At 62.5% G+C, this 12,173-nt stretch carries 15 protein-coding genes and 1 pseudogene; 6 read left to right on the forward strand and 10 right to left on the reverse strand.

The features are described 5' to 3' along the window. Positions 1-38 precede the first annotated feature (38 nt). Positions 39-1,829: a chloride channel protein gene (locus ACVMB1_RS27155; RefSeq protein ID WP_141340636.1), complete on the reverse strand. Its 1,791-nt coding sequence runs from the start codon at positions 1,827-1,829 to the stop codon at positions 39-41. 823 nt (positions 1,830-2,652) lie between these two features. Between ACVMB1_RS27155 and ACVMB1_RS27160 the strand changes: the two genes are divergently transcribed. Both ACVMB1_RS27160 and ACVMB1_RS27165 read left to right on the forward strand, forming a co-directional pair. Beyond that, positions 2,653-3,090: a hypothetical protein gene (locus ACVMB1_RS27160; RefSeq protein WP_141340637.1), complete on the forward strand. Its 438-nt coding sequence runs from the start codon at positions 2,653-2,655 to the stop codon at positions 3,088-3,090. 261 nt (positions 3,091-3,351) lie between these two features. Further along, positions 3,352-3,639: a helix-turn-helix domain-containing protein gene (locus ACVMB1_RS27165; RefSeq protein ID WP_141340638.1), complete on the forward strand. Its 288-nt coding sequence runs from the start codon at positions 3,352-3,354 to the stop codon at positions 3,637-3,639. A 353-nt stretch (positions 3,640-3,992) separates the two neighbouring features. On the opposite strand, the gene ACVMB1_RS27170 is transcribed toward ACVMB1_RS27165, so the two are convergent. From ACVMB1_RS27170 to ACVMB1_RS27180, 3 genes are all read right to left on the reverse strand, one after another. Beyond that, positions 3,993-4,604 carry a DUF2285 domain-containing protein gene (locus ACVMB1_RS27170; RefSeq protein WP_456849377.1) on the reverse strand — a complete coding sequence of 204 codons (612 nt, stop codon included), beginning with the start codon at positions 4,602-4,604 and terminating at the stop codon, positions 3,993-3,995. A 73-nt stretch (positions 4,605-4,677) separates the two neighbouring features. Next, the gene (locus ACVMB1_RS27175; RefSeq protein ID WP_141340639.1) at positions 4,678-4,872 is read right to left on the reverse strand and encodes a transcriptional regulator domain-containing protein; all 195 of its coding nucleotides are present in this window, start codon (positions 4,870-4,872) and stop codon (positions 4,678-4,680) included. A 163-nt stretch (positions 4,873-5,035) separates the two neighbouring features. Then, positions 5,036-5,308: a DUF2285 domain-containing protein gene (locus tag ACVMB1_RS27180; protein ID WP_141340640.1), complete on the reverse strand. Its 273-nt coding sequence runs from the start codon at positions 5,306-5,308 to the stop codon at positions 5,036-5,038. A 236-nt stretch (positions 5,309-5,544) separates the two neighbouring features. Here ACVMB1_RS27180 and ACVMB1_RS27185 point away from each other — a divergent pair, with 236 nt between their 5' ends. After that, positions 5,545-5,772, forward strand: coding sequence for a helix-turn-helix domain-containing protein (locus tag ACVMB1_RS27185; protein ID WP_141340641.1), 228 nt, complete (start codon positions 5,545-5,547; stop codon positions 5,770-5,772). 121 nt (positions 5,773-5,893) lie between these two features. On the opposite strand, the gene ACVMB1_RS27190 is transcribed toward ACVMB1_RS27185, so the two are convergent. The 3 genes from ACVMB1_RS27190 to ACVMB1_RS27200 form a co-directional block, all read right to left on the reverse strand. Beyond that, positions 5,894-7,090, reverse strand: a complete 1,197-nt coding sequence (locus ACVMB1_RS27190) for a DUF932 domain-containing protein (RefSeq protein ID WP_141340642.1) — start codon at positions 7,088-7,090, stop codon at positions 5,894-5,896. A 363-nt stretch (positions 7,091-7,453) separates the two neighbouring features. Beyond that, complete coding sequence (locus ACVMB1_RS27195; RefSeq protein WP_253625461.1) at positions 7,454-7,765, reverse strand: DUF736 domain-containing protein; 312 nt, start codon at positions 7,763-7,765, stop codon at positions 7,454-7,456. A 381-nt stretch (positions 7,766-8,146) separates the two neighbouring features. Continuing rightward, a complete protein-coding gene (locus ACVMB1_RS27200; RefSeq protein WP_253589112.1) occupies positions 8,147-8,401 on the reverse strand; it encodes a hypothetical protein in 255 nt (84 codons plus the stop codon). Positions 8,402-8,813: 412 nt separating this feature from the next. Here ACVMB1_RS27200 and ACVMB1_RS27205 point away from each other — a divergent pair, with 412 nt between their 5' ends. Both ACVMB1_RS27205 and ACVMB1_RS27210 read left to right on the forward strand, forming a co-directional pair. Then, on the forward strand, positions 8,814-9,062 hold the full coding sequence (locus tag ACVMB1_RS27205) for a hypothetical protein (protein WP_253589111.1): 249 nt from the start codon (positions 8,814-8,816) through the stop codon (positions 9,060-9,062). Between the two features lie 362 nt (positions 9,063-9,424). After that, positions 9,425-9,703 carry a hypothetical protein gene (locus ACVMB1_RS27210; RefSeq protein ID WP_141340648.1) on the forward strand — a complete coding sequence of 93 codons (279 nt, stop codon included), beginning with the start codon at positions 9,425-9,427 and terminating at the stop codon, positions 9,701-9,703. Between the two features lie 25 nt (positions 9,704-9,728). On the opposite strand, the pseudogene ACVMB1_RS27215 reads toward ACVMB1_RS27210, so the two are convergent. Further along, positions 9,729-9,916 (reverse strand): annotated as a pseudogene (locus ACVMB1_RS27215) (DUF3606 domain-containing protein). Positions 9,917-10,161: 245 nt separating this feature from the next. Between ACVMB1_RS27215 and ligD the strand changes: the two are divergent. Next, positions 10,162-11,109 carry a non-homologous end-joining DNA ligase gene (ligD, locus tag ACVMB1_RS27220; RefSeq protein ID WP_253625460.1) on the forward strand — a complete coding sequence of 316 codons (948 nt, stop codon included), beginning with the start codon at positions 10,162-10,164 and terminating at the stop codon, positions 11,107-11,109. A gap of 74 nt (positions 11,110-11,183) precedes the next feature. Here ligD and ACVMB1_RS27225 read toward each other — a convergent pair whose 3' ends face one another. Both ACVMB1_RS27225 and ACVMB1_RS27230 read right to left on the reverse strand, forming a co-directional pair. Next, complete coding sequence (locus ACVMB1_RS27225) at positions 11,184-11,648, reverse strand: metallophosphoesterase family protein (protein WP_253589108.1); 465 nt, start codon at positions 11,646-11,648, stop codon at positions 11,184-11,186. Then, complete coding sequence (locus ACVMB1_RS27230) at positions 11,645-12,145, reverse strand: NUDIX domain-containing protein (RefSeq protein ID WP_456849379.1); 501 nt, start codon at positions 12,143-12,145, stop codon at positions 11,645-11,647. Before ACVMB1_RS27230 ends, ACVMB1_RS27225 begins: the two co-directional genes overlap by 4 nt. Positions 12,146-12,173: the final 28 nt, after the last annotated feature.

Below are 12,173 nucleotides of genomic sequence, written 5' to 3' on the forward strand. Positions count from 1 at the left end.
GCTTGCTGCCGGTCCGGTGGTCCCCTTGCTAAAACTCTTCACACTGCCCCGAGCACGCCGCCGGTTGCTCGGTCGATCTCTTCGAGATAGCGACGGCGCGCGAGCGACTCGGGCAAATAGCCGATCACCTTTCGGCTATCGGCGGATTCGACCACGGCCAGAAGATCCGCCTCCGCCTTGTCGAACACGGCCATCGCGGTCTTCACGTTCATTTCGGGCAGCAGCACGTCGTCGAAATAGCGCGCGAGCTCCACCACCTGGATGTCGTCCGCGATGGTATCGAGCTCGACGGAATAAAGTTCTGGAAGCAGCACCAGTCCGCAATATTCGTCGGCGTCGTTGACGACCACGATCGCCTGCAGCGAGCTCAAGGGGAACTCGCGGCGGCAGGCCGCGATGGTCGAGGTCGATGGCGCCTTGGCGACGTCGCTGCGCATCATCCGCTCCACCGACAGGTTGCGCAGCCAGCCGACGTCGTTGGCACTTCGGATAGTCTCCCCGCGCAGGTGCAGGCGCCAGGTCGAGAACGAATGGCCGAAACTGAAGCGGACGCAGATGCTGGTGACGATGCAGCCAGCCAGCACAACGGCGGTGACGTCGACGCTGCGTGTCAACTCCAGCACCAGGAACGACATCGTCAGCGGACCGCCGACGATGGCGACGCCGAGCGTCGCCATGCCCGTGAGCATGCCGACCAAGGGATCAATTCCGAGCTTCGGGCTCGCGAGGATCACTAGCGCGGCGAACAATTTTCCGAGCAGGCTGCCGACGAACAGCGAGGCGAAGAAGAGACCGCCGCGGAAGCCGGAGGCGAGCGAGATCATGCAGGCGGCAAGCTTCAGCACGATGATCGTCGCAATCAGGCCCGCCGCCATCTCGTGGTGCATATCGAGCACCATCGCCCCGTGGCCGGCGGCGAGCACCTGCGGCGTGACGATCGCCAGCGCGCCGACGCAAATTCCGCCGATCGCCGGCCTGATCCAGAGCGGAAGCCAGGATTGTGTGAACATGCGCTCGAACAGAACGGAGCTTCGCATCACCAGAATTCCGACACCACCGGCGATCAACGCCAGCACGATGAGGGCGAGGTATTGCTCGACGCTGACCGTGCCGACGCGGGGAACTTCCAGCAAATAAGGCGAGCCGCCGAACCATTGCGCGGCGAGCGCCCCCGACAGCGACGCGGCGAGAATGGGGGCTGCACTCGCCACCGAGTAAACGCCGACGATCAGCTCATAGGCATAAAACGCGCCGGTGATCGGGGCCCCGAACGCCGCCGCGATCGCGGCGGCCGCGCCGCAGCCGACGATCAGGCGGAGATCGGTGCGCCGCAAATTGAGGAACTGGCCGAGCAGGGAGGCGACGCCCGAGCCGATCTGGGTGTAGCCCGCCTCGAGCCCGACCGACGCGCCGCAGCCGTTGGAGATGAGGGTCTGGCTCGAGACCACCACGCTGTCGCGGAGCGAAAGATGTCCGCCGCGCAGCGCGTTGGCCTCGATCGGGTCGACCGCGCTCGATATCTTCAGGCGCCGCCGCGACCACTCCATGATCCCGAGCGCGAGCCCTCCGACCGCGGGGGCGCTCAGCGCCGCCCACGGGTTGATATGGTCATGGGCGCTGAGGCGGACGTCGATCGGGATCCCGTAGATCAGGACATGGGCGATCTGGGCGACCTCGCTCATCAGCGTGACAATGGCACCCGCCATGAAGCCTACCAGGAGCGCCAGCGGGATCAGGTAGAATTCGTTGCGACGCAAAAGCGCGCGCACCCGAACCAACATTTTGTTGGTTGCTCTTCGTAGGACAATGCGGCGGATCGCCAACACCATTCGGCTCTTGTAAGGTCCTACCAGAGAAAGCTCGGCGGACCGGATGTGCGATGCCCATCGGGCTTTAGGCTGCTCCGCGAATCTGGACAGGTCAATGAGAATCAGAATTGCCAGTTCTGGGTGCAATTGCTGATGGACCTACCAAGCTGGTACTCGACACTGGCCCCTGATGCCATACGGCAGAGCCAATAGCATCCTCCGCGAACTGCACGCTGCCGGGGAAGCAGTTGATCGGCCGGGTGATCGTTCTGACAGACGGTAAGGCAGGCGCCATCGTCGCCTCCGGGTCCGGTGATCGATCAACAGGTTGCTAGCCAGCCCGAGCCGCCAAGGAGATCCTTCGCCACCTGGCCCATTAGCTCGCGGGCGAAGGACTTGAGGCCCGCCATGCTCTCGCTCCGCGAGGGCACGGCCGACGACGTCCTCGGTCTGCGGCCCGAACAGCCGCGCCTTGTCCGTGTCGTCGCCCCCCCTCGCGATGGAGATAATTGAGGTGGGCGACGAACGGCGCGGCGCGGGCGATGTGACGGATGACGCGGGTCTTGATCACGACGAGGCACGAGCGCCCCGTCAACAGGTGGTTGGCCGGCACGCTGGCGATCCGGCCGCGCCCGAGGCGTGACCGGTTGCCCGTAATAATGCGGTCCGAACGGGGCACCTGCCCGCCAACCCTCTGCGCCGCCGCGATCGCCTGCGCAATAAAGCGCCGCGCCCGCTGCGAAGTGGATGAGCAGATGCCGCCGGGCCGGATGCGAAACTCACGATCCTCAGCCGCCGCCAACCTCGGCAATGTTTATTAGATCGCGGAGTGTCAGTGACTTGCGTGCAGCGCGCACATTGTTGCCCAGGCAAGCACCTTGCGCGGCAGGCGGAAAACTCCAAACAACACAACGAACCGACCGCGGCGCACATTGCGCCCTTTTATCTCGCCATCGCTCGGTCGTCTTTAAGCGTCCGGTCCCTGCACAACTCTTCCATAGTGTGTTCTCGTTCCATTTCGGGTTTTCTGCTCCAGTGGATGATCTCCGACGGCGCCTCGCCGTTCATGGGCAAAGGCGAACCCCGCTGGTCGTTGCACGTTCAGATTTGGTACTGCGACGACCAGGATGCGGAGGAATATTGCGGCCGGCGCATGCTTTCGATGGCGAGGTTCGAGCGCTGGGTTCGCCATCTGGTGAGTCCGGGAGGCTCGCGCAAACGTGTGGAAGAGCAGCGGAATTTTCGCCAAGCGACGGCAGAACGTCCACCCAACAAGCGGTAGCCGAAGCGGCGCAAGAGGCCCACGCGCTCTCGCTACAGTGTGCGCTCGAACTGCGATCCGATCGGGCTTCGAGCGTTCTGGGCATGCATGTCAAGGCGATGAACTGGAGCGGCATCGGGCATGCCGGGTATGCCGCGACGCTCGGTCTTTCGCCCGATTCGCTGCGGATCTGGCGCGATCGTCCCGAAGATTCCGGCGACGAGTTTGGACTGGCGATTGTTCTTCTCCGGGTGCCCGGGCTCAATCAAGCAGCGCTGCTAATTGCGCGCGCCCCAAAACTACGTGACACCGGAAGCGGTGGACGGCCGGTCGATCCGGCGTCGGTTCAGCAACAAGGCGAAGCAGGCGATCGAGCAGCAGACGGAGAAGCCGGGCGTCAGCGTGGCGCAGGTTTGCCGGCGCGATGGCGCCGCCACCAGCATGGCGGTCCGCTGGCTGACCGCTTGCAAGGCACCGCAACTCGCGACGGTGACGCACGCCGACGGCACGGCCAATGAGATGCCGGCGCTCGCCGCCTTGCGCGTTCTGGTGCAGCCGCGGGCGGCATAATGGACACCAAGCTGGCCGATGGACGGCGTGTCTTTGCGCCGGCCAGCAGCACTCCGCCTGCGGTGATGCGGCAGCTCGCCGCAAGGGAGACAGCACCATGATCGTCGTTCCGGCTGGCGTGAAAGTATACCTGACGCTCGGCCGCACCGACATGTCCAATGGACTGGCGGTCCAGCGGAACTCACCGTGGGAGCGATTGAACGCGAACCCCAACTCCCGGCAAGCTCGCGAGATCGCTGATATTGGCTTGCGTTTCCGCCGGCGACGGACCGCCCGCAAGATGTCTCTCGTAACGCGTTGGTCCCGCATGGACGCTGCAAACGCGCCGGGCACGCCACATCGGTCGCGAAAGCTCAGGTAGATGCGCTATACCGGCCAAGTAGACCTAGAGGGAGCGCGATCTCGGAGTGGGAGCCGAAGTTTGAGAAGGACGATTTTCGATACCCCAGGCGGGGCTGTGCTATTTGCCCTTGCGCCCGCGCCGCAGAATTTGGCGATAACCGCCGCGCACCATTGCGAGGCCGGTTTGCACCAGACGGACTCCGGTTGCGCAGATCGTGTGTTTTCCAGGCACGGTCCGGGATACGCTTGCTGCCGAACAACGCTTCAGCGATGCTGCGATACGTGCCGCCGTCCCCACGCGCATCGAGCGCGCGAAGAGCCGCGCTCAACCGTTCGCGTCGCTGTTTGGATAGCTCGTGAAAGGCAGGATTTGGCGCACGCCCGCTCATGGCTCGCCACAGCCGTCGCGCAGCGTACGCCCGCGCGGCGAAGTCGCCGTCAAACGACAACGTGGCCACGTAGTGGGTGGCAACGGCCGGCGCTTCTCTTGACCAGACACGGTGGTCGACCGCGCCAATGCGCAGCACTGCATGCCAGCCGTCGGCGGCGCGGCGAACCCGACCAGCCGCGACATCGATCGACGGCTGAGACGCTGCGTCACTGCTAACGGGCGACGTGGTCATTGAGATTGGAACGACGGTCGGCAGAACCTCGGATGCCCAAAAGACCGTCTGTTCCTTGAAGAACCTCAGCGGGTCATGAGCGAAAGCAGATGCCCCACCTCCTCCTGAATTCGGGCGTCACTTCGCCATCCGGGCTGTTGGCGAGCATCGCTTCATAGCTGCGTCGGTAATCCACGTTACGGCGAAGACATTCCCCGGCGATGTCGATAATCTCTGCGTCCTGAAGACTCTTGTAGGATTCCGGCGACCGCCAGTCGAACTCAGGCATTGCTTCCACCCGCATGCACGCAACTAACAAGGATTGCGGTGCGATAATCGTGAACTGGCGAGTTGTAGGAAGTCCCTAGTTTGGCACCACGTGGTGCTTCCGGATGACCACCTGCGGCTGGAGAAGACGTTTCTAGATTGATCTTCTGGTTGACGAATCTCCTCTAGCTCGCCCCCGCACCGCGTAGAAGACGGCCCTGCTCGGTCATCCACTTGGCGCGCGCAAGATGACTCTGGTATGCGATCCGCGCGCGCTCGGGCTCATGTTCCGAAGCGATATGCAGGACGATTCGAGCCACTTCGCGCCAGTCCGCCCCCTCACCCTCAGCCTGTAGAAGTCGCATGTAGGTTACGACATGCTGCTGGTCATATGGTGTAACGGTCGGATCGTCCGGCGCGGCGTCCGCAACCTCCGGATCAAGCGGTGGTTTTGGCATCGGGGCTACCCTGTTCCAGGGAACGGGACTCGACTCGCAGCGCTCGCAACGCGCGCTCTCGCATCGTCGCCGACACCAGCGCATGGCATGCTACCTGCCCCAAGCTTGGCGCCGCAGGAAAGCGCGTTCTTCTATCCTTCCGCACTCGAAACTCCTTTTGCGAGCACACGCAACCGAGGTCGTCCGCGTATTATAACACGTAGCGCCAAAATACGCGATTGCTTCCTATCCTGCGGATGGACATTCGCAAGGTCTTTGGAGCAAATGCGCGCCGTTTTCGGCTAGGCCTTGGCTTGAGCCAGGAGGCCGTCGCAGAACGCATGGGCGTCGATAGGGCCTTCATCAGTAGTATGGAAAGAGGGCTGCAAAACGCGACCCTGCTCACAATCTGGGAGACGGCCCAAGCTTTGGAGGTGCGGCCGGTCGACCTGCTTGACGAGAAAGTGTCTAAGATTCGATCCTGATCTCTTCCGCGAGCCGGGCCGAAGGCCCGGCGAGCGCCGGACGCGGACGCGCGTCAGCGCCGCCGGCGATCCGGCTTGGAGGGGCCGCGCAACTGGCGCCCCGGTTACGCGGCTCAAGTCTTCAGATTGCGCGCTTCATCAAGCGCTTCGCTTTGCTTTCAAGCTCAAGCCTCGTATCCTGATGAGCCTTGCCGCGCGCCAATGCGGTAATGCCCTGCACGAAATCGAAGATACTTTCCGGCTTGCGATTCTCTTCGCCCAGAACGGTCTCAATGATTTTCGAGGTCTCGGACTTGGAAAACCCGCTTTTGCGGAGGAAGCTCTCTCGGTCCTCGTCAGTGCGGGCAACAATCCGCTCCCGCGCCGCCTTGATCCCGGCGACGAATGGCGCGGGCGAGGAATTGGCAAAGCTAGTCAACGCCGGGGCGGCTTCATGCACGAAACGTTGGGCCGCGGATTTCGAATGCCGGATCGTGATCTCTTCGAAATTCTCCACGCCCCACAGATTGCGGTTCATGCAGACGGCCCGGAGATAGAAGCTGGCGATCCCCAGCGTCTTGCTGCCGACCTCGCTATTCCAGCAATAGAATCCCCGGAAATACACATCCGGTGATCCATCCGGCAGGCGTCCCGCCTCGATCGGATTGGTATCGTCGACCAGAAACAGGAACACGTCGCGATCGCTGGCGTAGAGTGTCGTCGTGTCCTTGGTCACGTCCACAAAGGGATTGTGGGTCATGGTCGCCCAGTCCATCACGCCCGGAACCTTCCACCGGGTGTCACCCGTGCCGTTGCCCGCGATCTTCATGACGGCCGCGACCAGCTCATGATCCCAGATACGGCCATAGTCCGGCCCGGTGACAGCACGAAGCTCGACGCGTCCGCTATTGGTCTCCAAGGTTTTCACGAGCTCGGCGCGATGCGACAGCAAGCCGTGTTGCAGGTTGATGGCCGACAGGGCCGCGGGAAGCAGCCGCAGATAGGAGGTCGGCGCCCCGACCAGCGTACACAACTGGCCAAAGCTCCAATGGGTCGGCGCCACCGGCTCGTCGCGTCCCGGCACAGTGAGGGCCAGCCGCTCGGCATTGTCCCGGCTCGCCTCCACCCGAATGGTCCGACTTTCCACCGTCCGAGCTTGCGCGCGTTCGGCCCGTCCTCGCACCGATTCATAAAGGTCCGGCAAATTCAGATACCGTTCGTCATCGGGTCGCGCAAACCACTCAGACGACACGCGGCCAATCCGCTGGCCGCGCGATATATCCACGCGGAAACCGCCGGGCGCAGGCTGTTCGCTTTGGGACAAGGTCATTGTGTTCATGATCGCTCTCCTATGGGCTGAGGTTGAAGCGCAGCGCTGCGCTGCAACCCTGCCCGTCGGCGAGACCTGGGGTAGCAAGGGCAAGGGCGGCAGGACGCGGAGGGGGATCACCCGCCTGGCAAGGGCGCGCCAGCGGCGCGCGTCTGCACGCGCCTGACGACGACGTCGTCATGAAGAACTCTTGCGCGGAAGACCGGGGATACCGCTCCGGCCGGCACACGAAGTGTGCTTCACCCTTGCCCGCGCGAGGGCGGAGCCCTTCGCAATCTCTTCAAAGAAAAAATGCTCTTCCTCCTGCAAAGCGGCGCAAGAAAAGCAAAAAGCCCCGCCTCCGAGGAGGCGGGGCTGATGATCCCTATGGGATCAGTCGCCGTTGCGGCGGGACCAGATCAGGGTGAAGCCCTCGTCGCCGTCGACCTTCACCAGCGAGGCGTAGATCGGAGCCGGAAAGCTCGGATCGTCGAGCTTGACCGAGAGGTATTCACGGTCGCTGTCGCGGGCGGTTTTCTTCCACGCGGCACCGAACTCGGTCACACCGGCAAAGATGCGGTAGTCGGGCGCCTTGTCGTTGTCCTTCTCGGATACGGCGAACCTCGCCTTGATGTTCAGCGTCAGCGTCTTGATCGAGCCAATGTAGCCGTTGTCCGAAGCGGTGAAGGTGCCGATGGTAGCCATGGTGGTCTCCGTTTGTTGCTCGGGCCGCGCCCATCGCAGCCTCGATGGCGATCCTTGGCCCGGGGAGCGATCGGCCCGCAGCCTTCAGGCCCGCAGCGCCAGCGGAGGACGGCGATAGCCTGCTTTTTTGTACCGCGAGGAATGCCGCCCCTTCGCGGCAGGGGAAAAAAGCAGGCGTAGCCGTTGCGGGAAGGCGATCGAGGCTTTTGCCGGCCCTCGGGCCTGATCAGCCCCTTCGAGGTTGCGTTGGACGCGCCATGAACGAACTGACGGAGACCACCATGGCGGTCGAAATCGACGCAGCACAAGGACACAGCCGGATCAAACGGGCACCTGCTGACACCAGCGCATCAACGGCTAAAAGGGCGCGTCCGGCAAACGCTAGCGACCCTGATCGCACTCCCGCGTACGTGGGCGAAGGTGCCGATATATGCCATAGCCGCAGAAGCCGGCTTCGTAACAAAACTCCAGTCGATGGCCGTCCTTGGCCAACCGTTTGCGCAGCTTAGATAACGCTGCCGGTGTGTTTGGCACCGCACCGATGAAACCCACGGTCCCGTTGCGTCCGTCCTCCGCCACGGTCACCGAAATGCTGACTTTGTGAACGTCGAGCCCCACGTAAAGAATCTTCTGCATCTGCATTCTCCGATGTCGAGCCGCCGCGCCTTCATACGCGGCGGCGGCTCGACTGCGACGGAGACCGATGGCGCCGCTATGCTGGCGCTAAAGGACATACGGACTTAGATCTCAACCGTGAGAATGCCGGGTAGCCCGGCAGGGCTGACAACAAGAGAAGAGTGAGAGAATCAAAAGAGGCACCCGCAGGAGGGTCAGCATAGCGCCGACGCGTAGCGGCGGGACCCGGGACCGAGTGCAGTCGCGAGACCGGTTAAAAAGGCACCCGACCCGAAGGGCAGTGATAGCGACGCCGGCATGCAATGACGGCGGGCCCGAGGGCGAGTGCCTCCGGCGAGCGACTCAATGCGGATTCACGTCTCCTTGGTATCAATTTTGCTTTTGTGATATCGTCTCACTCGTGCGCGTGTCTATGCACGGCGTGGGCATGTTCACTAGAGCCAATTCTTACAGAGGACGACATGGTCAAGAAAGCGAAGAAGGCAAAGAAGACCGCGAAGGCAGCTACCAAGAAGGTGGCAAAGAAGACTTCAAAGAAAAAGAAGTAGTCGTATCGGCTACTGATCTATTGCCGCCTCCGGGTCGCAACCCGGATGAAAAGCGAGACCTTCCAAAAGATATGAAGCGTCCTTTGCAGCCGTTCGGTATCGCGGCACGCTAAGATAAGACCGGACCTTTGTGCAGGTGGCTGCTGCACAAAGGTCCGGTTTTTCGTTTCTGCCCCGCGAGGGGCCATGGTCTGCTCGTGCGCGACGGATCGAAGCCGCAAGGCGTAGATGCTCCGGGGCTCGGTTCACGAGGGCCCGGTGCGGCGACAGCCGCATGCGCAAAAAACGGATAAGACGTCTGAAGTATCGGAAAACGGTTTCTTCAGTTCGTTCTTGCCCGCCCTGGCACCTGGCCGCGCGGAAAATTCGGCCTTCGATGGACCACGAGATCCCACTCCAGAATCCCAGTCGTGTGTTAGCGATGGGGAACGTCTGCGGGGCTAAACGATTCGTCTCAGCGTGGGAGAACCTTTCAATGCTGATGACCAAGCAGAGACGGCCGGCGATCCGCACCCTGCGCGGTTGGGCGATCAACGTGCTGAACGAAGCCGGCGCCATCCGCGAGTGCGAGGAGCACGGTTGGATGCAGGACCGCGCCGATCCGCATGCCCGAGAGCGGGCCTTCGATATCGCCCGCCGAGACCTGCCGGAAGACGTATCCCGTCAAGCAGCGGAGGCCGCGGTTCGCGACGTGCTGGACTCGATTGGTGATACCTGCCCAGAATGCCTCCCTGACGAGGAGGACCGGCGCTAGCTCCCGACGCCGACCCTTCTCCGACTCAGCGGCCCAGCCGTTTCTCTACACGCTTGCGCGAATTGCCGACCTTCTTGACTGCTTTTTTCACCGCGGTGCCGACTTTCCACTCTTCTTTGCCTCGTACTGCACTTCGTAGTCCTGCCCGCCAGCCACCCGCGCCCGGTCCTGTTTTCGTCCGCGCGCCGTCTTGCTCCTCCTCGCTACCGCCATCGGTGCCTCCTGTTGCGACATCGAAGCAAACGCGACAAGGATTCGCACGTTCCGGAACGATTCGAACTGTGCCAATTTGAATTGGCTGCAGCGTGGAGTTCTTCAGTGGCGTTTCAGCGTAAAAGGCCGGCGGCTATCGGTACCAAGGCGCTTTTCCCCGGCTTCATCGAACCGGCCCTGGCTACCTCGAGCGATAAGGTGCCGTCCGTGCATTACGCAACACGCTCCGAAGGATTGGCCCTTGAATGAGCCGGACGTCGACCCTGCCGAAACGCCTACAGCCAATGCTCGCTACGCTCACCGACGCGCCGTTCGATGACCGCGGCTGGGTTTTCGAGGATAAGTACGATGGCTTCCGGATGATCGCGGAAATCCGGCGAGGCAAGGTTGCACTCTACAGCCGCAACGGCAAGATCATCAGCCGCAGCTATGTCGAGGTCGCCAAAGCGCTGGAGGGCGTGAAGGGCGACGCCGTGATCGATGGCGAGCTCGTCGCGATCGGAAAGGACGGCGTTTCGCATTTCCAGCTGCTTCAGAACGCGCTGCGTCATGAAGCCAAGCTCCTATATTGCGCCTTCGATCTCATGTTTCAGGACACGGTTGACTTGCGCAAACAGCCTCTTCTCGAGCGCAAGGAGCGGCTCAAAGCGATCCTACCGCGTCACCGGCTGATCGCCTTCAGCCGTCACCGCAAAGCGAGCGGCACGAAATTTTTCGCCGAGGCCGAGCGGAAGGGTCTGGAAGGCGTCATGGCGAAGCGCGCCGACAGCGCCTATGCGTCCGGAAGGCGGACGGCGGATTGGCTGAAGATCAAGACAGCAAAGCGGCAGGAAGTGGTGATCGCTGGCTTCACGGCGCCTAAGCGCACCAGGCCGTTCTTCGGCGCCCTGATCCTCGCCGTGCGGGAAGACGACACATGGCGCTATATCGGACATGTCGGCACTGGCTTCAGCCACAAGGTCCTGGAAGGGCTCCACGCCAAGCTCGTGAAGCTGACGACCCCGAAATCACCCTTCCCTGCCAAAGTGAAGGACGAGGCTGCCACGACCTGGGTCAAGCCCTCGTGGGTTGCCGAGGTCAAATTCGCGGAGTGGACGAGTAAGGGCGAACTGCGTCAGCCCGTCTATCTTGGGCTCAGGTCCGACAAGCGGGCGAAGGAGGTCGTACGCGAGCGAGAACGTCCGCGCAAATAGCACTTCCCTCGGGGGCGTAACCCGGCAACGGAAGGATTGACGCACTCGCCTCCTCCGGCCCTCCGCGGTGGCACTCAGTCGCCTTCAAGGTCGTGGATTTCCGGTCGCATGCCGTCAGGCGTGAGTTCGAGCGTCGCAAGCGTGATCGGCAGCTTGAAACGACGCGGTCCCGCGCTGCCGGGATTCAGGTAGAGAATGCCACCGACCGTGTCGATCTTCGGCACGTGGGAATGCCCGGAGACGATGACGTCGATGCCGGCGCCGGGATCGACCTTCAGCGTCTTCAGGTCGTGCAGAACGTAGATCGACTTACCCGCCAGACGTAAGAGTTTCGTGTCGGGGTAGTCGCGAGCCCACTCGCCACTGTCTACGTTTCCACGAATGGCCGTGACGGGCGCGATCCGGCGAAGCGCGTCGACGATCTCGGGGCGCCCGATGTCGCCGGCATGGATAATGTGATCGACGCCCGTCAGGCCTCGTTCCGCTTCGGGTCTCAATAGGCCGTGTGTGTCCGAAATGATTCCAATCCGGAAGCTCATTTCCCGACGCTCTCAACCGCGATTGCCAAAAGGCGATCGAGAAACTCTACCTGAGCGGACAGCATCTTGGTCCGCGCGAGCTCGATATCAAACCATTCCGCTCGGTCGACTTCGGGAAAGCTCTGCCGTCGACCGCTTCGGGGCGGCCATTCGATATCGAAGCTATTGCTGGTCAGCGCCCCCGGGTCAAAGTGGCCCTTGCCGGCGAACGCGATGACGCGCTTCCCTCCTCGCTGTCGGACTTCCCCCAGCGCCTGGAGTAGACCAATCGAAGCGCTCGGGCCGAGTTCTTCGGCAAATTCGCGTCGAGCGACGTTCTCCGGAGCATCATTGGCATCGATTTCGCCCTTAGGAATGGACCAGGCGCCATCATCCTTCTTACGCCAGAACGGACCGCCGGGATGAACGAGCAGTACCTCGAGCCCACGAACGCCCTTGCGGTATGCGAGAATCCCCGCGCTCAAGGTCGATCTGGAAGTCTTTTTCACCGCAGCCATATCGCTCCTACTTTGCAGAGCAATCGAG

Source organism: Bradyrhizobium sp. USDA 4504 (assembly GCF_054063995.1).

Bases quoted from the DNA above. Each gene is read 5' to 3' on its own strand.
- ACVMB1_RS27155 (WP_141340636.1), bottom strand. From the start codon at position 1,829: ATGGTGTTGGCGATCCGCCGCATTGTCCTACGAAGAGCAACCAACAAA.
- ACVMB1_RS27170 (WP_456849377.1), bottom strand. From the start codon at position 4,604: ATGACCACGTCGCCCGTTAGCAGTGACGCAGCGTCTCAGCCGTCGATC.
- ACVMB1_RS27175 (WP_141340639.1), bottom strand. From the start codon at position 4,872: ATGCCTGAGTTCGACTGGCGGTCGCCGGAATCCTACAAGAGTCTTCAG.
- ACVMB1_RS27180 (WP_141340640.1), bottom strand. From the start codon at position 5,308: ATGCCAAAACCACCGCTTGATCCGGAGGTTGCGGACGCCGCGCCGGAC.
- ACVMB1_RS27185 (WP_141340641.1), top strand. From the start codon at position 5,545: ATGGACATTCGCAAGGTCTTTGGAGCAAATGCGCGCCGTTTTCGGCTA.
- ACVMB1_RS27190 (WP_141340642.1), bottom strand. From the start codon at position 7,090: ATGAACACAATGACCTTGTCCCAAAGCGAACAGCCTGCGCCCGGCGGT.
- ACVMB1_RS27195 (WP_253625461.1), bottom strand. From the start codon at position 7,765: ATGGCTACCATCGGCACCTTCACCGCTTCGGACAACGGCTACATTGGC.
- ACVMB1_RS27200 (WP_253589112.1), bottom strand. From the start codon at position 8,401: ATGCAGAAGATTCTTTACGTGGGGCTCGACGTTCACAAAGTCAGCATT.
- ACVMB1_RS27205 (WP_253589111.1), top strand. From the start codon at position 8,814: ATGCACGGCGTGGGCATGTTCACTAGAGCCAATTCTTACAGAGGACGA.
- ACVMB1_RS27210 (WP_141340648.1), top strand. From the start codon at position 9,425: ATGCTGATGACCAAGCAGAGACGGCCGGCGATCCGCACCCTGCGCGGT.
- ligD (WP_253625460.1), top strand. From the start codon at position 10,162: ATGAGCCGGACGTCGACCCTGCCGAAACGCCTACAGCCAATGCTCGCT.
- ACVMB1_RS27225 (WP_253589108.1), bottom strand. From the start codon at position 11,648: ATGAGCTTCCGGATTGGAATCATTTCGGACACACACGGCCTATTGAGA.
- ACVMB1_RS27230 (WP_456849379.1), bottom strand. From the start codon at position 12,145: ATGGCTGCGGTGAAAAAGACTTCCAGATCGACCTTGAGCGCGGGGATT.